The 21,908-nt window shown below is 72.2% G+C and carries 18 protein-coding genes; 7 read left to right on the top strand and 11 right to left on the bottom strand.

Annotated elements, in window-relative coordinates:
* Positions 1-100: 100 nt before the first annotated feature.
* Together ACWD5O_RS20795 and ACWD5O_RS20790 are read right to left on the bottom strand one after the other, a co-directional pair.
* Positions 101-1,006: an NUDIX hydrolase gene (locus tag ACWD5O_RS20795; RefSeq protein ID WP_354964882.1), complete on the bottom strand. Its 906-nt coding sequence runs from the start codon at positions 1,004-1,006 to the stop codon at positions 101-103.
* A gap of 158 nt (positions 1,007-1,164) precedes the next feature.
* The gene (locus ACWD5O_RS20790) at positions 1,165-2,115 is read right to left on the bottom strand and encodes an NUDIX hydrolase (RefSeq protein WP_354964710.1); all 951 of its coding nucleotides are present in this window, start codon (positions 2,113-2,115) and stop codon (positions 1,165-1,167) included.
* 143 nt (positions 2,116-2,258) lie between these two features.
* Between ACWD5O_RS20790 and ACWD5O_RS20785 the strand changes: the two genes are divergently transcribed.
* On the top strand, positions 2,259-2,600 hold the full coding sequence (locus ACWD5O_RS20785) for a PspC domain-containing protein (RefSeq protein WP_450086268.1): 342 nt from the start codon (positions 2,259-2,261) through the stop codon (positions 2,598-2,600).
* Positions 2,601-2,607: 7 nt separating this feature from the next.
* Here ACWD5O_RS20785 and guaA read toward each other — a convergent pair whose 3' ends face one another.
* Complete coding sequence (gene guaA, locus ACWD5O_RS20780) at positions 2,608-4,164, bottom strand: glutamine-hydrolyzing GMP synthase (RefSeq protein ID WP_354964712.1); 1,557 nt, start codon at positions 4,162-4,164, stop codon at positions 2,608-2,610.
* Between the two features lie 71 nt (positions 4,165-4,235).
* On the bottom strand, positions 4,236-5,933 hold the full coding sequence (locus ACWD5O_RS20775) for an FAD-dependent oxidoreductase (RefSeq protein ID WP_450086267.1): 1,698 nt from the start codon (positions 5,931-5,933) through the stop codon (positions 4,236-4,238).
* A 146-nt stretch (positions 5,934-6,079) separates the two neighbouring features.
* Between ACWD5O_RS20775 and ACWD5O_RS20770 the strand changes: the two genes are divergently transcribed.
* Entirely contained in the window at positions 6,080-7,198 is a 1,119-nt protein-coding gene (locus ACWD5O_RS20770; RefSeq protein ID WP_354964714.1) for an LCP family protein, read from the top strand.
* Positions 7,199-7,244: 46 nt separating this feature from the next.
* Here the strand turns inward: ACWD5O_RS20770 and ACWD5O_RS20765 are convergent, their stop codons facing one another.
* Both ACWD5O_RS20765 and ACWD5O_RS20760 read right to left on the bottom strand, forming a co-directional pair.
* Positions 7,245-8,702, bottom strand: coding sequence for a M1 family metallopeptidase (locus ACWD5O_RS20765; protein WP_450086266.1), 1,458 nt, complete (start codon positions 8,700-8,702; stop codon positions 7,245-7,247).
* A gap of 104 nt (positions 8,703-8,806) precedes the next feature.
* Complete coding sequence (locus tag ACWD5O_RS20760; RefSeq protein WP_354964716.1) at positions 8,807-10,228, bottom strand: M1 family metallopeptidase; 1,422 nt, start codon at positions 10,226-10,228, stop codon at positions 8,807-8,809.
* 392 nt (positions 10,229-10,620) lie between these two features.
* Between ACWD5O_RS20760 and ACWD5O_RS20755 the strand changes: the two genes are divergently transcribed.
* Positions 10,621-11,742: a sugar phosphate isomerase/epimerase family protein gene (locus ACWD5O_RS20755; RefSeq protein ID WP_450086265.1), complete on the top strand. Its 1,122-nt coding sequence runs from the start codon at positions 10,621-10,623 to the stop codon at positions 11,740-11,742.
* 101 nt (positions 11,743-11,843) lie between these two features.
* Here the strand turns inward: ACWD5O_RS20755 and ACWD5O_RS20750 are convergent, their stop codons facing one another.
* Positions 11,844-12,962 carry a GuaB3 family IMP dehydrogenase-related protein gene (locus ACWD5O_RS20750; protein ID WP_354964718.1) on the bottom strand — a complete coding sequence of 373 codons (1,119 nt, stop codon included), beginning with the start codon at positions 12,960-12,962 and terminating at the stop codon, positions 11,844-11,846.
* A gap of 27 nt (positions 12,963-12,989) precedes the next feature.
* Positions 12,990-14,552, bottom strand: a complete 1,563-nt coding sequence (gene guaB, locus ACWD5O_RS20745) for an IMP dehydrogenase (RefSeq protein WP_354964719.1) — start codon at positions 14,550-14,552, stop codon at positions 12,990-12,992.
* Between the two features lie 185 nt (positions 14,553-14,737).
* Between guaB and ACWD5O_RS20740 the strand changes: the two genes are divergently transcribed.
* The gene (locus tag ACWD5O_RS20740; protein WP_354964720.1) at positions 14,738-15,154 is read left to right on the top strand and encodes a DUF5319 domain-containing protein; all 417 of its coding nucleotides are present in this window, start codon (positions 14,738-14,740) and stop codon (positions 15,152-15,154) included.
* A gap of 141 nt (positions 15,155-15,295) precedes the next feature.
* Here ACWD5O_RS20740 and ACWD5O_RS20735 read toward each other — a convergent pair whose 3' ends face one another.
* Positions 15,296-16,105 (bottom strand): helix-turn-helix transcriptional regulator, encoded by an 810-nt coding sequence (locus ACWD5O_RS20735; RefSeq protein ID WP_354964721.1) that lies wholly within the window; start codon positions 16,103-16,105, stop codon positions 15,296-15,298.
* A gap of 252 nt (positions 16,106-16,357) precedes the next feature.
* Between ACWD5O_RS20735 and ACWD5O_RS20730 the strand changes: the two genes are divergently transcribed.
* The 3 genes from ACWD5O_RS20730 (at position 16,358) to ACWD5O_RS20720 (ending at position 18,675) form a co-directional block, all read left to right on the top strand.
* The gene (locus tag ACWD5O_RS20730; RefSeq protein ID WP_354964722.1) at positions 16,358-16,741 is read left to right on the top strand and encodes a WhiB family transcriptional regulator; all 384 of its coding nucleotides are present in this window, start codon (positions 16,358-16,360) and stop codon (positions 16,739-16,741) included.
* 134 nt (positions 16,742-16,875) lie between these two features.
* Positions 16,876-17,775: a LysR substrate-binding domain-containing protein gene (locus ACWD5O_RS20725; protein WP_450086264.1), complete on the top strand. Its 900-nt coding sequence runs from the start codon at positions 16,876-16,878 to the stop codon at positions 17,773-17,775.
* A 156-nt stretch (positions 17,776-17,931) separates the two neighbouring features.
* The gene (locus ACWD5O_RS20720; protein ID WP_354964724.1) at positions 17,932-18,675 is read left to right on the top strand and encodes an SDR family NAD(P)-dependent oxidoreductase; all 744 of its coding nucleotides are present in this window, start codon (positions 17,932-17,934) and stop codon (positions 18,673-18,675) included.
* A 121-nt stretch (positions 18,676-18,796) separates the two neighbouring features.
* On the opposite strand, the gene ACWD5O_RS20715 is transcribed toward ACWD5O_RS20720, so the two are convergent.
* Together ACWD5O_RS20715 and ACWD5O_RS20710 are read right to left on the bottom strand one after the other, a co-directional pair.
* Positions 18,797-19,966 carry a low temperature requirement protein A gene (locus ACWD5O_RS20715; RefSeq protein WP_354964725.1) on the bottom strand — a complete coding sequence of 390 codons (1,170 nt, stop codon included), beginning with the start codon at positions 19,964-19,966 and terminating at the stop codon, positions 18,797-18,799.
* A gap of 61 nt (positions 19,967-20,027) precedes the next feature.
* A complete protein-coding gene (locus ACWD5O_RS20710) occupies positions 20,028-21,791 on the bottom strand; it encodes a molybdopterin-dependent oxidoreductase (protein ID WP_450086263.1) in 1,764 nt (587 codons plus the stop codon).
* Positions 21,792-21,908 lie beyond the last annotated feature (117 nt).

The raw sequence follows: 21,908 nt of genomic DNA, 5'->3' as shown, positions 1-21,908 counted from the left end.
GCACTCTTGTTCCCATGCCGGGCCTCATCGCCCGTTTCCTCCATCATTCCCGCCATCGACTGTACCGGAGGGTCACCATCTCGGCTCACCGAGCGTGGGGCTATCGACCCGACTGTCCGATTGCCGAGGCAGCGATCCCGGTCAACGGCAGGTCGGCGGCCTCGGCCGGGGTGAACCAGCCGGCTCGGGCCGTCGAACCGCCGGCAGACTCGGTGACCACCGCATCGGTAGGTACGTCCACCAGCACCCGATAGATCACTCGGACGCCATGCCAGTCCAACGGCCGACCCTCCGGGCCGAGCGCGGCAGGGTTGTGCAGATTGTCCACGCCGAGCAGCTCCACCACCCGGCCCAGCTGACCGCCCTCCTCGACCAGCTCACGGAGCAGCCCGGTGGTTGGTTGCTCGCCGTGATCGGTGCCGCCACCCGGCAGGTGCCACCTGCCCGCTCCCGGGTAGCCGTGCGCGATCTGGGTGAGCAGGATCCGCCCGGCCGGATCGGTGACCAGCCCGTACGCCCCGAAGCGCAGCCGACGGTCGGGGTGCGCCGGCGGGAACGGCTCGGCGGGCCGGTGGACACCGGTCGGGAGCGGGGTGACCGGCAGGCCGAGCAGCTCGGCGCTGAACGGTGCCAGCGGGAGGCGGGCCGCCTCGGCGGTGGTGACCCAGCGAGCCCGGTCGGTCGGGCCGTCCCCGGCGTCACGCAGCGTGCCACCACGCGTGCTCAGCTCGAACGCCAACCGGTCGGTGTGCAGGGCGATGCCGTCCTCCGGGTAGGTGGTCACGTCGGCGACGGCCGCCCGCAGCCGGTCCACCGTCACGGTCAGCCCGGTCTGCCCGGCGACCTCGCGCTCCACCGCGTGCTCCGGATGCTCGGCATGCGCCACCGCACCCCCGGGCACCCGCCAAACCTCCGGCCCTTCGTCCCCACCCCGCTCCCGCACCACCAACACGCGCCCCGAGTCCCACAGAACCCCGTAGACCCCCACACCCCGCCGCAGCTCCATCCCGCTCCCCGCCATCCCCCGCCATCCCCCGCCATCCCCCGTCGATCATGAAGTTATCGCCATCCATCTCGGCGTGTCCTGACAATAACTTCATGATCAACGCAGGGATGGGCGGGTCCGGGGGGCCGGGGAGGGGGGTGGGAGAGGGAGGGAGCGGGTTAGGTGAGTTGGGCGGCTTGGACTGCTTCGGCGGTCACCTCGGTGAGGTGGTGGGTGGGGAGGGCGCCCAGCTCCTCGCGGGCGAACCAGCGGGCCTCGCAGGTGGAGCCGCCCACGTCGGCCACCGTCAACGGGTTGGGCTGGTCGACCACCACCCGGTAGAACGCACGCACCCCGTGCCAGTCGATCGGGTAGCCCTCCGGGCCGAGCGAGGCCGCGTCGCGGTGACTGGCCACGCCGAGCAGCTCGACCAGTCGGCCGGTCTGGCCGGTCTCCTCGACCAGCTCCCGGATCAGCGCCGCGCCCGGCTGCTCGCCGTAGTCGGTGCCGCCGCCGGGCAGGTGCCAGCAGCCGGCGCCCGGGTAGCCGTCGGAGACGCGGGTGAGCAGCACCCGACCGGCCGGATCGGTGCACACCGCGTACGCGGCGAAGCGCTGCGCCCGGTGCAGCCCGTCCGGGCCGGGCACCGCGTAGAAGGAGGGGAACTCCGGCGCCTCGTCGGGCACCACGTCGGCCGAGGAGGCGGGCAGACCGAGGGCACGCGCGGTGAACGAGCGCAGCGGAAGCTGCCGGGCCTCGTCGAGGGTGTACCAGCGGGCCAGATCGGTGGGGCGCTCGCCGACCCGGTCTGCGAGGGTGCCGCCGCGCACCGCCACCCGGTAGATCAGCCGGTCGGTGTGGATCGTGATGCCGCGCTCCGGCAGGGCCCGCATGTCGGCGAGCACGTCGGCCAGGCCCGAGACGGCGACCGAGAGGCCGGTCTCGGCGGCGGTCTCCCGGACCACCGTGTGGTTCGGGTCCTCGCCGTGGTCGACCGCCCCACCGGGCAGCGACCACGTGCCGGGTGTGCCGGAGCGCTCCGATGCACGGACCAGCAACACTTGGCCGTCTGGGTCAGCACAAACTGCGTATGCCGCGATCCTGCGGAGCGGCTCCAGCAAGGTGGTCACGGAAGCAAATTCTCCCCGGGCCGGGTTACCGGAACGGAAAAGAGTCGGATTCCTGACTGTCTGACCCCGATCAGGGATCGGTCAGGGTAAGGATCCGGGCGGTCACCGAGGTCGGGCCGGGCACCGGCGCGGAGTGTGGAGGCATGACATCCACCACCGCTCCCCACGCCCCGTACAAGCAGCTCCGGCGACCCACCACCGACCGCATGGTGGCCGGTGTCGCCAGCGGCCTCGGTCGCTACTTCGCCGTCGACCCCACCGTGGTCCGGGTGATCTTCGCGGTCAGCGGCCTGCTCACCGGCGGGTTGGCGCTGTTCGCGTACCCGATCATGTGGTTCCTGATGCCCGAGGAGCCCACCGGAGCGCCGGCCTGGCCGCACCCGACGGGCGTCGCGCCGCAGGGCCCGCCGCCCACCGCCGGGCCCGCGCCCGGCGTGCCGGACCCGGGGTACGCCCCGACGCCGCCCTATCCACCGACCGCGTGAGGCGCGCTCACTCCCACTCGATGGTGCCCGGCGGCTTGCTGGTCACGTCCAGCACCACGCGGTTCACCTCGGCCACCTCGTTGGTGATCCGGGTGGAGATGCGGGCCACCACCTCGTAGGGCAGTCGTGACCAGTCTGCGGTCATCGCGTCCTCGCTGGAGACCGGGCGCAGCACCACGGGATGCCCGTAGCTGCGCCCGTCGCCCTGCACGCCGACGCTGCGCACATCGGCGAGCAGCACCACCGGGAACTGCCAGACGCCGCGGTCCAGGCCGGCCGCGGTCAGCTCCTCCCGGGCGATCAGGTCGGCCCGGCGCAGCAGGTCGAGACGCTCCCGGTCGACCGCGCCGATGATCCGGATGGCCAGGCCGGGGCCCGGGAACGGGTGCCGCCAGACCATCGCCTCGGGCAGGCCCAGCTCCAGGCCGAGCGCGCGGACCTCGTCCTTGAACAGCGTGCGCAGCGGCTCGACCAGCGCGAACTTCAGGTCCTCCGGAAGGCCGCCGACGTTGTGGTGGCTCTTGATGTTGGCGGTGCCCGTGCCGCCGCCGGACTCGACCACGTCCGGGTAGAGGGTGCCCTGGACCAGGAACTCGACATCGCCGTGCGAGGCGATCTCGCGGGCGGCGGCCTCGAAGACCCGGATGAACTCCCGACCGATGATCTTGCGCTTCTGCTCCGGATCGGTCACCCCGGCCAGCGCGCCCAGGAACCGGTCCGCCGCGTCGACCACCTTCAGCTTGATGCCGGTGGCCGCCACGTAGTCCTTCTCGACCTGCTCCGCCTCACCGGCACGCAGCAGGCCATGGTCGACGAAGACACAGGTGAGCTGGTCACCGACCGCCCTGTGCACCAGCGCGGCGGCGACCGCCGAGTCCACCCCGCCGGACAGGCCGCAGATGACCTCCTTGTCGCCGACCTGGGCGCGGATCCGGGCCACCTGCTCGTCGATGATGTTCTCGGCCGTCCACGTCGGCTCGATGCCGGCGATGTCGTACAGGAAGCGGGTCAGCATCTCCTGGCCGTGCGCGGTGTGCCCGACCTCCGGATGGAACTGCACGCCCGCCCGGCGACCGGCCAGGTCCTCGAACGCCGCCACCGGCGCGCCCTCCGACTCGGCGGTCACCGTGAAGCCCTCGGGCGCCTCGGTGACGCAGTCGCCGTGACTCATCCAGACCGGCAGGTCGGCCGGCAGGTCGCGGAGCAGCACGCCGGGCTCGAGGAGACGGGGGCGCAGCGGCGTGCCGCCGTACTCACGGCTGCCCGTCCTCGCGACCGTCCCACCGAGTGCCTGGGCCATCGCCTGGAAGCCGTAGCAGATGCCGAAGACCGGCACGTCGGCGGTGAACACGCCGGCGTCGATCTGCGGGGCGTCCGGCGCATAGACGCTGGACGGGCCGCCGGAGAGGATGATCGCGGCCGGGTTCTTCGCCAGCATCTCGGCGACCGGCATCGAGTGCGGCACGATCTCCGAGTAGACGTTCGCCTCGCGGACCCGGCGGGCGATGAGCTGGGCGTACTGGGCTCCGAAGTCCACCACGAGGACGGGGCGAGGCAGGCTCATGTGCACAAAGCCTACCGACAGTCACCGCCGCCCCCGGCACCGGCTCGCCCCCAGCGCGCCGCCGGGGTGGGTCAGGGGCGCAGGGCGGCGGGAGCGTCCGCCGGGACGGCGGGGTTGTGCGGTGCGACCGGGTCCACCCGGCGGTACGGGCTGCCGAGCGGGGGTCGCGGGTCGGGGTGGTCCCTGTTGGGCCAGAGGGACATGGCCCGCTCAGCCTGCGCGGTGATCGTCAGCGATGGGTTGACGCCGAGGTTGGCCGAGACCGCCGCGCCGTCCACCACGTGCAGCCCCGGGTGCCCGTACACCCGATGGTAGGGGTCGATCACCCCGTCCGCCGGGGTGGCCCCGATCGCCGCCCCGCCCAGGATGTGCGCGGTCACCGGGATGTCGAACGGCTCGGTGAGCGAGCCGCCGGGCGTACCGCCGATCTCCTCGGCGAGCAGCCGGGCCGCGGTGTTGCCGGCCGGGCTCCAGGTCGGGTTGGGCGCGCCGTGGCCCGGGCCGGTGACCAGCCGGCGGCCGAGCGCGCCACGCCGCCACCGGGTGGTCAGGGAGTTGTCCACCGACTGCATCACCAGGGCGATCACCGTGCGCTCCGACCAGCCACGCACCGAGAGCATGCCGGCGGCCAGCCCGGGCTGCCGCACGATGCTGCCCAGCCAGCGCCGGACCCGGTGCGGACCCCCGTCGACCAGCAGCGACTGGAGCAACCCCATCGCGTTGGAACCGCGTCCGTAGCGGACCGGCTCGACGTGCGTCTGCGGGTCGGGGTGGAACGAGCTGGTTATCGCCACCCCCTCGGTGAAGTCCAGCCGCTCGGACCGGGCACGCTGGCGCGGCACCGAGGCCCCCAGGATCGCCTCCGAGTTGGTCCGGGTCAGCTCGCCCAGGCGCGGCGAGAGCCCCGGCAACGCCCCATCGGCCTTCATCTCGTGCAGCAGCCGTTGGGTGCCGAGCGCCCCGGCCGCGAAGACCACCTCGTCGGCCTGGATCACCTGGCGACGGCGACGCAGCCAGGCCCCGGTGCGGAGGGTGTGCACCTCGTACCCGCCGCCGGCGGCCGGCCGGACGGCGGTCACCGTGGTCAGCGGGTGCACCGTGGCGCCCAGCCGCTCGGCGAGCCAGAGATAGTTCTTGACCAGGGTGTTCTTCGCCCCGTGCCGGCAACCCGTCATGCACGAGCCGCAGTGCAGGCAGCCGGTGCGCTCCGGGCCGGCGCCGCCGAAGTACGGGTCGGCGGCCCGCTGGCCGGGGCGGCCGATGTGCACGCCGACCGGGGTGGCGTGGAAGGTGTGCCCCACCCCCATCCGCTCGGCCACCGCCCGCATGGCCCGGTCCGCTCCGGTGTCCACCGGGTACGTGGTGACGCCGAGCATCCGCTTCGCCTGGTCGTAGTGGCGGGCCAGCTCGTCGCGCCAGTCGGTGATGTCCCGCCACTGCGGATCGCTGTAGAAGGCTGGCAGCGGCTCGTAGAGGGTGTTCGCGTAGACCAGCGAACCGCCGCCCACGCCGGCTCCGGAGAGCACCAGCACACCGCCGCCGGATCGCCGGTCGGCCGGACGGAGCAGGGTGATCCGCTGGATGCCGTAGCAGCCCAGCTTCGGCGCCCACAGGAACCGGCGGGCCCGCCACGACGTCTGCGGGAACTCGTCGTCGGCGAACCGTCGGCCCGCTTCCAGCACGCCGACCGAGTAGCCCTTCTCAGCCAGCCGGAGCGCGGTGACGCTGCCGCCGAAGCCGGACCCGATGACGATCACGTCGTACCGCATGAACGCATCATTACCGGTGAGTAGCGCTCGCGCCAGCGGCAGTTTCGCGCGATCATGCTCCGGCCGACCGACCCGGTGCCTTCCGGCCGCAACCCGGAGCACCCGTCGGAGCGTTGTTCCGGATACGGGTGGAAGGGAATTCGAAGATGGTTCTCGGATCGATGGCACCACGCCGGCGGTGGCTGCTGCTGGGGCTGGCGGCCCTCGCCATCGTCGCGCTGGTCGCGGCCGGGGCGGTGGTGGTCACCCGGCTGACCGGCGACGACACGCCGGACCGTTCGGCACCGGCCGGCTCGCCGAGCGCGCTGCCGGCCGGCACGCCCAGCCCCAGCCCGACCGGGCCGCCGCCGGGCGCCAACATCACCGGACCACTGAACCTGCTGCTGGTCGGGGTGGACACCCGGGTCAGCGTGCCCGGCTGGGAGCCGCACGCCGACTCCGTGCTGGTGCTGCACGTGCCCAAGGGACTGGGCCGGGCGTACCTCTTCTCGCTCCCCCGCGACCTGCTGGTGGACATCCCGGCGTTCCCGAAGGCCGACTACGCCGGCGGCAAGACCAAGCTCACCCACGCGATGAGCTTCGGCAGCCGGGTGCCGGGCAAGCCCAAACAGCCGAGCACCGCCCAGGGGTACGAGCTGCTGCGCAGCACGGTCAGCGGGTACACCGGCCTGCGCATCGACGCTGGCGCGGTGCTCACCTTCACCGGGTTCGACCGGCTGGTGACCGCCCTGGGTGGGGTGGACATCTACGTCGACCAGCGGGTCGCCTCACTGCACCGTCGGCCCGACGGCAAGTACCGGGAGAGCGCCCCGGGCGGGTACACCGGACCGCAGATGGTCTACGAGAAGGGCGACCGGCACCTCAACGGCTGGCAGGCGCTGGACTACGCGCGGCAGCGCTACATCACCGGCGGCGACTACGCCCGGCAGCGCCACCAGCAGCAGCTGATCCGGGCGCTGACCCGCAAGATCCTGGACGAGGGCCTGGCCCGGCAGCCGGAGCGGGTCGACCAGGTGGTCGCCGCACTGGGCGACACCCTGGTCTACGTGGGCGGTCGCCGCATCGTGGACCTGGCGTACGCGCTGGGCGGGGTGCCGGAGGACCGGTTCGTGCTGGTCGGCCTGCCCGGCTCTGGCGTCGGCAAGGGCAGCGCCTACCGCGGCGAACAGCTCACCAGCGTCGGCCGGAAGTTCATCTCCGAGCTGCGCGCCGGCCGCGCCGACGCCTATCTGTCCGCCCACCCCACGCTGCGCGTCAAGACCTGACCCGGGGTCCCCGCGATCTGACCGGATCGCGGGGACCGTGGCGGGATCAGAGGGGCTTGGGGGTGGGAGGCTTCTTCGTGGCGTAGAGCCAGGCGTCGAAGACCTTGTCGAGTTGCTTGCCGGAGATGCGCTCGGCGTGCGCCACGAATTCGGCGGTGGTGGCGGTGCCGTTGCGCTTCTCCGCCGCCCAGGTCTTGACGATCTCGAAGAACGCCTTGTCGCCGACGGCGACCCGCAGCGCGTGCAGGGTCATCCCGCCGCGCTGGTAGACCGACTCGCTGAACAGCCCCTTCACCCCGGGCTTGCCGGGCGGCGTCGTCCACACCTGCGCCGGCACCTGGGCGTACCGGCTGTCGAACGCCTGCTCGGCGGTGTACTCCCTGGTGTGCTCGGCCCAGAGCCACTCCGCGTACGTGGCGAAGCCCTCGTTGAGCCAGATGTCCTCCCACTTGGCCAGCGCCACGCTGTCGCCGAACCACTGGTGGGCCAGTTCGTGCGCGACCACCTCGGTGTTCTCGCCCTGCCGGAAGAAGGCGGCGGAGTAGACCGGGCGGCTCTGGGTCTCCAGCGCGTAGCCGATCCGGCTGTCGGAGACCACCACACCGCCGTACGCGTCGAACGGGTAGGGCCCGAACACGCTCTCCAGGTAGTCGGCCACCTTGACGGTCTTCGCGATCGAGGCGTCCGCCGCACCCTTGGCCACCTTCGTGGTGACCGCGCTGTACACCGGCCTTCCCTTGTGCTCGGAGGTGGTGATCCGGAACTTGCCGATCACCAGCGTGCTCAGGTAGCTGGCCATCGGCGACTTCTCCGACCACTTCCAGGTGGTCCAGCCGTCCTTGCTGGTCTTGCCACCCGGTACGCCGTTGCTGACAGCGGTCACACCGTCCGGGACGGTGATCTCGAAGTCGTACGCCGCCTTGTCCGAGGGGTGGTCGTTGACCGGGAACCAGGTGCTCGCCGACTCGGGTTGGCCCAGCGCGATGGCGCCGTCCGAGGTGTGCAGGAACCCGCCGTCGCCGAGCACCTCGTTCTTCAACGGCTTCGGCTGCCCCTCGTACCCGATCTCGGCGACGAATCCGTTGCCGTTGATCAGGCCGGCGGCCGGCTTGATCACCAGTTCGTTCTTCTGCCGGGTGTGGGTGGCCGGGGCGCCGTCCACGGTGACCGTCCTGACGGTCAGGCCGGCCAGGTCGAGGTTGAACGCCGACAGGTCGGCGGTCGCGGTGGCCTGCACCGTGACCTTGCCGGTCAGCTGGTCCTTCGCCGGGTCGTAACGCACCTTGACGGTGTACCGGCCGACGTCGTAGCCGCCGTTGCCGTAGGTGGGGAAGTAGGCGTCACCGACCCCGGCCGCGCCGGGGGCGAACGTCCGCGACGGCGTCGGGGAGGCACCTATGGGCGGCGCCGCCTCCGGGGTCGAAGAGTCGCATCCGGACAGTACGAGCGCCGCGGTCACCAGCAGACCGGCAGACACCCGCAGCCTGTGCCTCGTCACCCACATCACGAGCCCTCCCCCGTACGGCGGCGGCCTGCGCCGCCCCACGCGAACGGCGTCCGCCCGCCGGCCGCAGGGCGGCAGCCTATCGACCGACCATCACGGCCCCGTCACGGCAGGGTGGGTGCCGCACCGCCCACCAACCACGCGTCGAAGAGTGGGCGCAGCTGCCGGTTCGCCACCCGCTCGGCCAGCGCGACGAAGTCGGAGGTGGTGGCGTTGCCCCCGGCCCGCTCGGCGGTCCAGGTACGCAGGATGCGGAAGAAGGTGTCGTCTCCGACGGTCCGGCGCAGCGCATGCACGGCGAGCGCTCCGCGTTTGTAGACGGCGGTCCCGAACATCCGTTCCCGGCCCGGCTCGACCGACGGCTGCGACCAGTCGGTCGCCGCGTACTGGAGCTCGAAGTTGCGCTGCGCGGTGCGACCGCCGTCGTGCTCCTCCCACAGCCACTCGGCGTAGCTGGCGAAGCCCTCGTTGAGCCAGATGTCGCCCCACCTGCTGAGCGAGACGCTGTCGCCGAACCACTGGTGGGCCAGCTCGTGCGCGACCACACCCGGGTTGGGCCGGTCGTCGTCGAAGAAGGCGGGCCCGTAGACCGGGCGGGACTGGGTCTCCAGCGCGTAGCCGATCCGGTCGTCGGCGACGACGATCCCGCCGTACGAGTCGAACGGGTACGGGCCGAAGCGGCTGGCCAGGAAGTCGACGATCTCGCCGGTACGGGCCAACGAGTCGGCCGCGCCACCGGTCGCCGGAATGCTCGCCGCCACCGCGGTGACCATCGGCCGGCCGGCGTGACTGCCGCTCACCACCCGGTAGTCGCCGATCACCAGCGTGGTCAGGTAGCTGGCCATCGGTGTGCGCTCCGACCAACGCCAGGTGGTCCAGCCGTCGGCGCTGCTCTTCGGCCCGGGCACCCCGTTGCTCAGCACCGACAGGCCGTCCGGGACGGTCACCGCGAGGTCGTAGCTGGCCTTGTCGGACGGGTGGTCGTTGACCGGAAACCAGGTGGCGGCGGAGTCCGGCTGGCCCAGGGCGACCGCTCCGTCGGCGGTGTGCAGGAAACCGCCGCTGCCCAGCTCCCCGTCGGCGATGGCGGTGGGCACGCCCGCGTACTCCACCGCGACCGTGAACGCCCGGCCGCGCGGCAGCCCGGCGGGCGGTGTCACCACCAGCTCGCCGTCGTCGCGGCGGTGCTCGGCGGGGGCGTCGTCGACGGTGATCGCGCTGACCTCGAGCCCGGCCAGGTCCAGGTTGAACCGGGACAGGTCCTGGGTGGCCGTCGCCGTGATGGCGGCCCGGCCGGTCAGCCGGTCGGTCGCCGGGTCGTAGCGGACGTCCAGGCCGTAGTGCGTGACGTCGTAGCCGCCGTTGCCACGGCCCGGGACGTACGGGTCTCCGGCGTCGGCGGCACCGGGCCGGAACCCGTCGTCGTCGTGGGTGCAGCCGGCCGTGGCCACCGCGATCGCACAGGTCAGCGCGGTGACGGCGGCGGCGAGCCGGCGGCGGGCCGATGTCCGTCCGGTCACGACCATGCACACTCCTCCTGCGGCCTCCCGGGTCACGACGAGCCTAGCCAGCACCACCGGGCGGGAAGCCGGTATCGAAGACCATCAGCTGCTTTCGTTGAATCAAACAAAAGTTGGCTCTGATCAATACTTTCTTTCGGCTTCGATCGACGTTACTGTCTGTCACCAAGATGTAATGCGTTCGGAACATTCACGCCGGTCGCGCTTGAACGGGACGACCGTCCCTTGCCACCCGCCGTGACGGCGGCGTGGACCTGCCCCTTCGACCTCGCGGCACCCGCACGCTCCCGGCCGCCGGGAATGCGGAACGGTCACTCGGCGGCGCCCCGCGACCTGACCCTCGTCGCACGTCTGCTGATCGACATCGACGGCAACCGCCGTCGCGAAAGGTGGAACAGATGCCAGACCACACCGCACCCGACGCCTCCTCTCCCGGCCGGCTCAGCCGTCGGTCACTGCTCGCCGCGTCCGCCGGCGCGGCCGCCGCACTCGGCGCGGCCGGCCTGCCGGTCCTCGCCACCGGCACCCCGGCGCTCGCCCACCGCAAGGACAAGGGGAAGAGCAGGCTTCGGGTCGAACCGCTGATCCCGTCGAGGAACCGCGGCATCATCCTCTACAGCGTCCGGGACCGGATCACCGCCGCGCCCGACGACAGCGGCGTGCCGTACGGCTTCGAGCGGGTTCTCGCCCGGCTCGCCGAGATCGGCTACAAGGAGATTGAGTTCGCGGGCTACACCCAGAGCACCGACATCCTCGGCCGGCAGATCACGCCCCGCGAGATCCGCAAGATCCTCGACGACAACGGCCTGGCGGCCAACGGCACCCACGCCTCGATCCAGGCGGCCACCTTCCAGCAGCAGCTGGACATCGCCGAGGAACTCGGCATGAAGAACATCGGCACCGGCAGCGACCCGACCAACAGCGCGTACAAGGCCGACTGGGACGCCGCCGCCGACACCTGGAACGAGCTGGGCCGGCAGGCCCGGGCCCGGGGCATGCGGCTCTACACGCACAACCACGACGTCGCGTACAGCTTCCTGCTCGACTCCGGTCCGCTGGACGACCAGGGCCGACCCACCCGCTCCTCCGGCGTCCGGCGGCTGGAGTACTTCTTCGGCAGGACCGACCCCCGGTACGTCTTCTTCGAGCTCGACATCTACTGGGCCTACGTGGCCCGCTACAAGCACCAGAAGTACGTCGACCCGGCGGGCCGCGAGGTGACCGACCTGTTCGACCCGATCCTCACCGTGGCCGACCGGACCACCCGATTCCCGCTCTTCCACGCCAAGGACGGCGACCGGGACACCAGCGTGCCCAACGGCTACCAGATGACCCCGCTGGGCGAGGGCGACCTCAACTTCCAGCAGTTCTTCCAGACCATCGGCGAGCGGGACTTCCACCACGCCAACTGGGAGATGGACACCGCCCCCGGCGGCGCCGCCAACCGGGGCCAGTCGCTCGACTTCGCGGCGACCAGCTACCGCAACATGTCCGACCTGACCATTTACCTCAAGAAGTGACGCCGGCGCGGCCCGAGTTCACCGAGGGCTGACGCCCCCGGTACGACGAAGGCCGGCCCCGCAGCGTGGCGGGGCCGGCCTTCCGGCGTACGGGAGACAGGTCAGCGGTCGAGGACCAGCCCGACCTTCTGGAACTCCTTGAGGTCGCGGTAACCGCACTTGGCCATCGCCCGGCGCAGCCCGCCGAACAGGTTCAGCTGGCCGTCGGCCTCGTCGGCCGGCCCGAAGAGCAGCTGCTCCATCGAGCCGATCGGCTCACCGGCGACCTCGAACGCGCCCCGGGGCAGCGACGGGTGACTGGCCGCCGAGTGCCACCAGGCACCACCGGCGGGCGCCTCCTCGCAGAGCGACAGCGGCTCCCCGAGCATCACCGCGTCCGCGCCGCAGCCGAGCGCCTTGGCGATGTCACCCGAGGTCTGGATGTCGCCGTCGGCGATCAGGTGCACGTACCGGCCGCCGGTCTCGTCGAGGTAGTCCCGGCGGGCCGCCGCGGCGTCGGCGATCGCGGTCGCCATCGGCACCCGGATGCCCAGCACCGATTCCGTGGTCGACCACTCGTCGCCACCGATGCCCACGATCACGCCGGCCGCACCGGTACGCATCAGGTGCAGCGCGGTCTTGTAGTCCGTGCAGCCGCCGACGATCACCGGCAGGTCGAGGTCGGCGATGAACTCCTTGAGGTTCAGCGGCTCGTCGGTGGTCGACACGTGCTCGGCCGAGACGATGGTGCCCTGGATGACCAGGATGTCCACTCCGGCGTCCAGGATCACCGGAGCCAGCGCCAGGGTGTGCTGCGGGGACACCCGCACCGCCACCGTGCCGCCACCGGCGCGCAGCTCGCGGACCCGCTCAGCGATCAGATCCGGGCGGATCGGCTCGGCGTACACCTCCTGGAGCCGCTTGGTGGCGCGGGCGTCCTCGTCGAGGCCGGCCAGCTCCTCCAGCACCTTGGTCGGGTTCTCGTAGCGGGTCCACAGCCCCTCGACGTTGAGCACGCCGAGGCCGCCGAGCTCACCGAGCCGGACGGCCGAGGCCGGGCTCATCGTGGCGTCCGAGGGGTGCCCGACGCACGGGATGCCGAACGGGTACGCGTCCAGCTGCCACGCGGTGGAGACGTCGTCGACGTCCCGGGTCCGGCGGCTCGGCACGATGGCGATGTCGTCCAGGTGGTAGCCGCGCTGCGCGGTCTTGCCCAGCCCGATCTCGACCACGTCACGCATGGGGGACTCCAGGTTGTTGGGGGATGGTCAGCGGGTGTGGTAGTTGGGCGCCTCGACGGTCATCTGGATGTCGTGCGGGTGGCTCTCCTTGAGCCCGGCCGCGGTGATCCGGATGAGCTGGCCGCGGTGGTGCAGATCGGGGATGTTCTCCGCACCGGCGTACCCCATCGCCAGGCGCAGCCCGCCGACCAGCTGGTGGGCCACCCGCGAGAGCGGCCCCCGGTAGGGCACCTGACCCTCGACGCCCTCGGGCACGAGCTTGTCGTCGCTGAGCACGTCCTGCTGGAAGTAGCGGTCCTTGCTGTACGACTTGGCCTGGCCCCGGGACTGCATCGCGCCGAGCGAGCCCATCCCGCGGTACGCCTTGTACTGCTTGCCGTTGACGAAGATCAGCTCGCCGGGGCTCTCCTCGCAGCCGGCCAGCAGGCTGCCGAGCATCACCGTGTCGGCGCCGGCCACCAGCGCCTTGGCGATGTCGCCCGAGTATTGAATGCCGCCGTCGCCGATCACCGGCACGCCGGCCGGACGGGCCGCCCGGGCGGCCTCCATGATCGCGGTGATCTGCGGCACGCCGACCCCGGCGACGATCCGGGTGGTGCAGATCGCGCCCGGCCCCACGCCGACCTTCACGCCGTCGGCACCGGCCTCGACCAGCGCTTTCGCGCCGGCGTACGTGGCCACGTTGCCGCCCACGATGTCGATCGTCACGTCCTTCTTGAGCCGGCGGACCATGTCCAGCACCGCCCGCTGGTGGCCGTGCGCGGTGTCCACGATCAGCACGTCCACGCCCGCGTCGACCAGGGTGCGGGCCCGCTTGTACGCGTCCTCGCCGACACCGATCGCGGCGGCCACCCGCAGCCGACCGGCGTCGTCCTTGGTGGCGTCCGGGTACTGCTCGCTCTTGGTGAAGTCCTTGACGGTGATCAGCCCACGCAGGCGGCCCGAGTCGTCGACGATCGGCAGCTTCTCGACCTTGTGCCGGCGCAGCAGGTCCAGCGCCTCGTCCTTGCTCACCCCGACCCGAGCGGTGACCAGCGGCGTACGCGTCATGATCTCGTGCACCGGCGTGTCCGGCTCGGAGACGAAGCGCATGTCGCGGTTCGTGACGATGCCGACGAGCTGGCCGTCCCCGTCCACCACCGGCACACCGGAGATCCGGTACCGGCCGCAGAGCTCGTCGACCTCGCGCAGGGTGTCGTTCGGGCTGGCGGTCACCGGATTGGTGATCATGCCGGACTCGGAGCGCTTGACCAGGTCGACCTGGAGGGCCTGGTCCTCCAGGGACAGGTTGCGGTGCAGCACGCCGATGCCGCCCTGGCGGGCCATGGCGATCGCCATCCGCGCCTCGGTGACGGTGTCCATGGCGCTGGAGAGCAGCGGGATGGTCAGTTCGATCGTGCGGGTGAGCCGGGTACGGGTGTTCACCCGGCTGGGAACCACGTCCGACTCGCCCGGCTGCAGGAGCACGTCGTCGAAGGTGAGCCCGAGTGGAACCACCCGGGCCGAGCCGGCCGGCAGCTCGGGCAGGTGGCCGCCCAGCTCGGCGTGCTCGGCGCCGGCCGGAAGGTCGGTGCTGGGCGAATTTTCCACGATTGCTCCCCTGAGCTGCTCGGATGGGCTTCAGCGAGGTGGCGCGGGCGGGCACCGGAACGCGCCACGGTGCCGGCGCGTCGTCCCATCGTACCCAGTGAGCTGGGCGACTCCTCCGGTGGCGGGCCGGCCCGGCGCGGGGCCGGGGGCGGACGCTCCCACCGACTTGGGTCTACGGTGAGGGGGTGCACGACGAGCCCATCGACCCGTTCAACGGCGACCCGGCCGACCCGACCGCGGGGCTGGACGATCCGGGCGACGACGCGACGCCGGATCCGCTGACCGACGTCGAGCGGCAGGATGTGCTGGAAGACCTCGCCGACCTGGAGATCTACCAGGCGCTGCTGGCGCCCATCGGGGTCCGCGGGCTGGTGATCGAGTGCGAGGACTGCCGGGAGCCGCACTACTTCGACTGGGACCTGCTCCGGGGCAACCTGCGACACCTGCTCAACTCGGGCCGGCCGCGGGTGCACGAGCCGGCGTACGACCCGGACCCGGACCACTACGTGACCTGGGACTACGCCCGCGGGTACGCCGACGGGGTGCACGACACCCTGACCGAGGGCACCGAGGACGAACCGGGCACCCCCGCCGCCGACTGACCCGGTCCACCCGCTCGTTCGGCCCGGTGTTCGAGCCGGCAAGATCGTGCTGCAACAAGGAAACAGTGGCTTCCCGGTTCGAGGAAGCCACTACATCCTGGATCGAGCACGATCAGGCCCGTGTCGCGTCGGAGTGGTGGATCAGGCGACCAGGCCGGCGCGGAACCCGGCGGCCACCGCGTGCGCCCGGTCCCGGGCGCCGAGCTTGCGGAACAGCCGACGGGCGTGGGTCTTGACGGTGTCCTCCGAGACGAACAGCTCCCGGCCGATCTCCGCATTGCTCTTGCCCTCGGCCATTCCCAGCAGCACCTGGAGCTCCCGCTCGGTGAGTCCGACCGCCCGGGCAGGCCGGGCGCTCGGGGCGGGGCTGGGCGGCTCGGTCTGGTCCGCTTCCGGCTCACCGGTCGCCGGCTCGACCTCGTCGTCGCCCCGCTGCACCGGCACCGACGGCACACCCGCCGGGCCCTCGCCGGGCGCGGCGCCCCAGCCGGGCTCGCCCGAGCCGCGCAGCGACGGCGCGGAGCGCCCGCCGACCGCCGCGGTGTCCCGGGCCGGGTCGGTGATCCGTTGCCGGGACGCCCGGCCGGGCGCGGTGAGCAGCAGCAGAGCCTTGGCCACCGCGCTGGTCAGGTCATGGTCGGCGTTCTGGATGAGGCCCCGAGCGCCAGCGCTGATGGTCGCCGCCGCCGCCTCGGACTCCTCGGCGCCGAGCAGCACGACCGCCGCCTGCGGCGCGCGGGCCAGGACCCGGCGGACGAAGCCCGCGCTGTCCGGCCGGGTGAGGGCCGTGTCGGCCAGCACCACGTCGGCCGGCCGCTCGGCCAGCCGCAGCATCACCTCGGGATCGGAGACGGCGGTACGAACGATCGCGGACAGCCCCAGCCGCGCGGCGGCCGAAGTCAGGTGCTGGGCCGCGAGTGGTGTCCGAACGCACACAAGAACGGTACGCACTGTGATCTCCTCTCCGCCAACGAGCAGACCATGACGGGGTCGGCTGAGGAGGGGGTTCCGGGCAATCCTCCGAACTTTTCCGACAGATAGGACAAAAGCCGCAACATCTGGGGCGTTCTCGATCACAGACGTGTGAGCCGGGGAAAGTCCGGGTACCGAGACATCCAGGCCGGGAACGGTGCGCCTGCGCGGCCCGCCGCCCGGAAGCCGGCCAAAAGGATCTCGCGGTGCCGCGCGGGAGGAGGGGTGCTGATGTCGAACGTACGTAGACTGCCCGGACCCATCGTCGACCTATGGGACTGGCAGCGGCTCGGTGCCTGCCGAGGGCGGGACAGTGCCCAGTTCTTCCACCCCGACGGCGAGCGGGGTTCCTCCCGGCTACGTCGGGAGTCCGCCGCCAAGACCGTCTGCCGCGCCTGCCCGGTCCGCGCCGAGTGCGCCGCGCACGCGCTGTCGGTCCGCGAGCCGTACGGCGTGTGGGGCGGCTTCAGCGAGTCGGAGCGGCTGCGGCTCCTCGCCCTCGGCTGGGAGGACCTGGCGGACCGCCGGCAGGCCCGTGTCGACGTGGCCCGCCTGGAGGCCCGGCTGGGCCGCCCGCACAAGTCCACCGTCCCGGCCCAGCGCAACGTCGCCTGAGCGGCCTCACCTCCGCGACACCGACATGCGACGCCGCGCCTCTGCACCGGGGCGCGGCGTCGACGCACATCGCGGAGCAGGCACCCGAGGGCTCGCCGCGCGAGGGGCATCGGCCTGCGTGATGTGATGGGCGGGTGGAAATACGGGAAATGCGGGCGTTCGTCGCGGTCGTCGAGGAGAGGAGTCTGTCCGCGGCCGCGCGCAGATTGCACGTGAGCCAGCCCGCGCTGTCGCAGAGCATGAACGCCTTGGAGCGACAACTCGGCGTGCAGTTGCTGATTCGTGGCAGCACCGGAGTGCGGGCCACCGAGGCGGGCATGACGTTGCTCGACGAGGCTCGCGCGGTGCTCGCCCGGCACGACCAGGCGGTCGCCGCCGTCGCCCGGCACACCTCCGTCGGCGACAGCGTGCTCAGGCTCGGGATCCCGCTGGAACTCCCCACCGACGTACTCTCCCGACCGCTGGCCGATCTCGCCGCGGCCTACCCGGGCACCCGGGTGCAGGCTCGCCACATGTCCACCGCGGCGCAGGTCGCCGCACTGCGGGCCGGCGACATCGACGTCGGACTGGTCCGAGAACGCCCGGTCGGCCCGGACCTGGACGCTGTGCTGGTCATCGAGGAACGGCTGGGTGTGCTGCTGGCCACCGAACCGGCCGCCAAGATCGCCGGGCCCGACGGGATTCGCCTGGACGCGCTGGCCGGGCTGAGCTGGGTGGGCTTCCCCCGCTCCGGGAGCCCCGCCTGGTACGACGAACTCACCGCGATCCTGCGCAGCCATGGACTCGATCTCGGGCCTGTCGCGCCGGAAGGACAGGAACTCATCCCCGCGGTGAAGCTCGCCGCGGTGACCGCCGGCGCAGCCTTCGCGTTGGCGCCACCCGACTGGTCACCACCGATTCCCGACCCGGTCACCTGGTCACCGCTGGTCGGGCATCCCCTGGTCCGGCGTACCTGGGCGGCCTGGCCGGCCGACTCCCACCGGCGCGACCTCGGTCATTTCATCGCCGCGCTGGAACTGCGGGACCCGGAGTAGCTCCGGCAGCTGCACGACCGCGGTGCTTATGGCGGCCATAAGCAGCCCGCAGAGGGCGATGGGAAACGCTGAGCCCCTGGACGACTTGCACCCACTGGTCGGGACAGCCCCGACCGAAGCCGCCGATTGACGGAACTGAATGTGGGTGGAGAAACGATGACAGACCTTCGAGGAAAATCGGCGCTGGTGACCGGTGGCAATAGCGGCATCGGCAGGGCGACCGCGATGGCGCTGGCCACGCTCGGTGCCCACGTGGTGATCTCCGGGCGGGACGAGACCCGGGGCGGCGACGTGGTCCGGGAGATCCGTGCGGCAGGCGGGCGGGCGGACTTCCTGGTCGCCGATCTGCGTGACGAGGCGTCGGCCCGGTACCTGGCCGCGCGGACCAGGGAGCTGGTCGGGCAGGTGGACGTACTGGTCAACAACGCCGGTATCTACCCGTTCGGCCCCACCGAGCAGACCACCGAGCAGGACTTCGACTCGGTGTTCGCGCTGAACGTGAAGGCCCCGTACTTCCTGGTCGCCGAACTCGCGCCAGAGATGGCGAAGCGCGGCCACGGCGCGATCATCAACCTGACGACCATGGTCGCCGAGTTCGGTCAGGCGGGGATGAGCCTCTACGGGTCGAGCAAGGCCGCGCTGGTCCTGCTCACAAAGTCCTGGGCCGCCGAGTACGGGCCTCAGGGCGTCCGGGTGAACGCGGTAAGCCCCGGCCCGACCCGCACCGAGGGCACCGCCGGCATGGGGGACAACCTTGACCAGCTGGCCACCATGGCACCGGCCGGCCGGCCCGGCTCGGCCGAGGAGATCGCCGAGGCGGTCGCCTTCCTGGCCACCGAGCGGTCGAGCTTCGTGCACGGCGCGGTGCTGCCCGTCGACGGTGGACGCATCGCCGTCTGACGTGCCCGGCACCACCTCGCGGCCCGCTTCACGGTGCTCCAACCGTGGGGCGGGCCGCGGCCAGCCGAGTCGGGCCGACCCGAGCGTGACCAGCGGTCGCGGCACCACGGCGGGAAGGCCGTCAGCGTGACCGGCCCGACGCGGCACCCTGTTCGACGACCGCCAGCACCACCCAGGCCGCCGCGATGAGCCACACCGCCACCAGCGGCGGCAGTCCCCCCAGCGCGACCACCAGCGCGACGAAGCCCACCCCGGCCTGAGCCAACGCCACCCGGCGGCTGACCGACAGGCTGATTCCCCGGTAGATGATGACGCAGCCGGCGATCATCGCCAGCTGACTACCGCCCAGCAGCCGCCCGGCCACGTCATGTCCGGGCCCCCGGTGGGCCGCCTCCTCCGCCGCCAGCTCGACGGCGACACCCGCGGTCACGATCGCCGCGTAGACCAGCAGGTGCCCGTAGGCGTAGAGGTAGCTCCGGACCACCGCCTGCCGCCCGGCACGCAGCGCCCGGTTTCCCGCCTCGCTGTCGAACGTGGCGATGAAGTACACCCACCACACCCCGCTGGCGATGACGAAACCGCCGATCCCGGTCGCCACCGAGACACCTCGCCACCCCGTGGCGTCGATCCCGTTCGCGACCGACAGGACCGCCTCCCCGAGCACGACGATGGTGAACAGACCGAACCGCTCGGGCATGTGGGACTTCTGCGTCGGCGCCCGGCGCACCACGGCGTAGGCCAGCGGTCCGGCGATCGTGGCGTTGACGACGAGTGCGACGCTCCAGACCCCGTACCGCGCGGGTGGGGCCACCAGGAGCGAGCCACACCAGAGCCCGGCGGCGGCCAGGAAGCCGGCCGCGTTCCACCAGCAGAATTCCCGTGCCTCGACATCGAGCCAGCCCACGACTGCGTACATCGCGGTGAGCAGCGCCAGCAGCAGCCCGTAGATCACCGCGAAGCGGCTGGCGTCGGCAGCGGCGTCACCGGGGAGGGAAGCTGCCAACGCGAGCACCCCCAGCATCGCGGTCAGCTGCGCCAGGCGGCTCGGTGGGCGGTCGTCGTCGAAGAGGTCGGCGAAATAGGAGAAGCTGAACCACAACCACCAGATCGCGCTGATCAGACCGGCGAAGACCAGCACTCCGCGGGCCGACGGATCGTCCACCAGCCGCTGGCCGAGCCGGAACACGGCGACCACGAACACCAGGTCGAAGAAGAGCTCCAGCCAGCTGGCTCGGCGCGCAACACCGTAGCCATGGATCAGGGAGCGCCTGCCGCCACGCCCTGCCTCCACCGGCTGAGGTTAACGGGGATTGGTGTCCGGTTGACCCCGGTTGGCCAGCATGCCACCGCGGTCAGCGGACGGTGACGGTGACCGTGTGCCAGCCGGTGGCGCCGTCCGGGACGACGCCCTGGGTGCGCTCGGTCTGGGTCTCGCCGGTCACGTCGGTCGCCCGGACCTGGAGCCGGTGCTCGCCCGGCGTGGCGTCCCAGCGCCACGACCACTGGACCCAGGTGTCCACCGACACCGTCGGGGCCAGTTCCGCCTCCTGCCAGGGCCCGCCGTCGACGCGTACCTCGACCCGGCGGATGCCCCGATGCTGCGCCCACGCCACGCCGGCCACGGTCACCGGGCCGGTGGTCAGGCGGTTGCGTGCCCGGGGCGCGTCGATCCGCGACTGGGTCTTGATCGGCCCCTGGGCCGACCAGCCCCGCGGCACCCAGTACGCGTCGAAGTCGGCGAACCGCGTCAACTCCAGCTCGGTCACCCACTTGCAGGCGGACACGTAGCCGTAGAGGCCGGGCACCACCACCCGTACCGGGAAGCCGTGCTCGACGGGCAGCGGCTCACCGTTCATGCCGATGGCCAGCAGCGCGTCCCGCCCGTCGCGCAGCAGGGCGGTGGGGGTGCCGCACGTCCAGCCGTCGACCGACCGGCCGACGACCTGGTCGGCGTCCGCCTCCGGCTCGACCTCGTCCAGCAGCTCGCGCAGGGGTACGCCGAGCCAGCGGGCGTTGCCGATCAGATCCCCGCCCACCTCGTTGGAGACGCAGGCCAGCGTGATGTACCGCTCGACCAACGGCCGGGCCAGCAGGTCGGCGTAGCTGTAGGTGCGCTCGGTACGGACCCGCCCGTGGATCCGCAGCCGCCAGGTCGCCGGGTCCACCTGGGGCACCACCAGCGCGGTGTCGATCCGGTAGAACCCGAAGTTCGAGGTGACGTACGGCGCGAGCTGGGCCATCGAGAGGTCCGCGCCCGCCGGCAGGGCCGGTGCGGGGACAGCCGGCGCGGGCAGCCGGATCGCCTCCCGGGCGGCGGACACCCCACGTCGCCCGGCCAGCCAGCGCCCGCCGAGACCGGCCACCGTGGCCGTGCCGAGCAGCAACCCGGCGCCGGTGAGGAACCGTCGCCGTGACTCCGGATCGACCCCCTCGCCCGGCGCCGCCGACTCCGGGGGCGGCACGGCCGACCCCGGCGAGGCAGACGAGACCGGCGGCACGGCCGCCCCCGGCGAGGCCGACGACACCGGCGGCACGGCCGGTTCCGGCGAGGCGGACGGCACCGGTGGGGTGCCGGGCACCGCGCGGCCGTCCGCCGCCGAAGGGCCGGCTGGCGACACCGGTGCCGGTGTCACCGGCTGATGGGACGCGAGTGGGCTGGGTGGGGACCAGGGCCAGGGGTCCAGCTCCAGCGGACCGGCAATGAACAGCCAGAGCACCAGGGCGCCGAGGCCGCCGCCGACCACCGACGGCAGCGCGTCGGCGGCGTCCGCGCCGGAACGGGTCAGGGCGGCGGCCGCACCGACGGCGGCGAACGCCGCGATCCCGGCCAGGCCGAGGGCCAACCGGCGCACCGCCAGCACCCCGAGCAGCGCGGCGAACGCGCCCAGCAGCAGCGCGGTGCCGACCAGCAGGGCGATCTTGTCGGCGGTGCCGAAGATGTCGATGGCGAGCTGTTTCAGCGACTCCGGGACGGCGTCGACGACCACCCCGCCGACCGCGACCAGCGGCGCCGACCGGGGCCCGGTCAGCACCGCCACCGGTTCCGCGATCCCGATCGCGATGGCGGCGGCGGTGACTCCGGCCAGCGCGGCGTACCGGCGCGACGTGGTGCTCATCGGCCCAGTGTGCGCGATCAACTCGGCGGGTCGCCAACCATGTCAGGGTGCGGTAATGATTTGGAGACGGACCGGGGCACACCGCCGTACGACGGTGTGCCCCGGAACGGGTGTCGC

This window comes from Micromonospora sp. NPDC005161 (genome assembly GCF_053599855.1).
The sequence above is the reverse complement of the archived record's forward strand: the minus strand, read 5'-3'. Positions and strand labels throughout refer to the sequence as shown.

Excerpts from the sequence above, each read along its gene's own strand:
- ACWD5O_RS20750 (WP_354964718.1), bottom strand. The coding sequence starts at position 12,962 with ATGCGTGACGTGGTCGAGATCGGGCTGGGCAAGACCGCGCAGCGCGGC.
- ACWD5O_RS20720 (WP_354964724.1), top strand. The coding sequence starts at position 17,932 with ATGACAGACCTTCGAGGAAAATCGGCGCTGGTGACCGGTGGCAATAGC.
- ACWD5O_RS20760 (WP_354964716.1), bottom strand. The coding sequence starts at position 10,228 with ATGGTCGTGACCGGACGGACATCGGCCCGCCGCCGGCTCGCCGCCGCC.
- ACWD5O_RS20730 (WP_354964722.1), top strand. The coding sequence starts at position 16,358 with ATGTCGAACGTACGTAGACTGCCCGGACCCATCGTCGACCTATGGGAC.
- ACWD5O_RS20775 (WP_450086267.1), bottom strand. The coding sequence starts at position 5,933 with ATGCGGTACGACGTGATCGTCATCGGGTCCGGCTTCGGCGGCAGCGTC.
- ACWD5O_RS20785 (WP_450086268.1), top strand. The coding sequence starts at position 2,259 with ATGACATCCACCACCGCTCCCCACGCCCCGTACAAGCAGCTCCGGCGA.
- ACWD5O_RS20765 (WP_450086266.1), bottom strand. The coding sequence starts at position 8,702 with ATGTGGGTGACGAGGCACAGGCTGCGGGTGTCTGCCGGTCTGCTGGTG.
- ACWD5O_RS20755 (WP_450086265.1), top strand. The coding sequence starts at position 10,621 with ATGCCAGACCACACCGCACCCGACGCCTCCTCTCCCGGCCGGCTCAGC.
- ACWD5O_RS20770 (WP_354964714.1), top strand. The coding sequence starts at position 6,080 with ATGGTTCTCGGATCGATGGCACCACGCCGGCGGTGGCTGCTGCTGGGG.
- ACWD5O_RS20795 (WP_354964882.1), bottom strand. The coding sequence starts at position 1,006 with ATGGAGCTGCGGCGGGGTGTGGGGGTCTACGGGGTTCTGTGGGACTCG.
- ACWD5O_RS20710 (WP_450086263.1), bottom strand. The coding sequence starts at position 21,791 with ATGAGCACCACGTCGCGCCGGTACGCCGCGCTGGCCGGAGTCACCGCC.
- guaA (WP_354964712.1), bottom strand. The coding sequence starts at position 4,164 with ATGAGCCTGCCTCGCCCCGTCCTCGTGGTGGACTTCGGAGCCCAGTAC.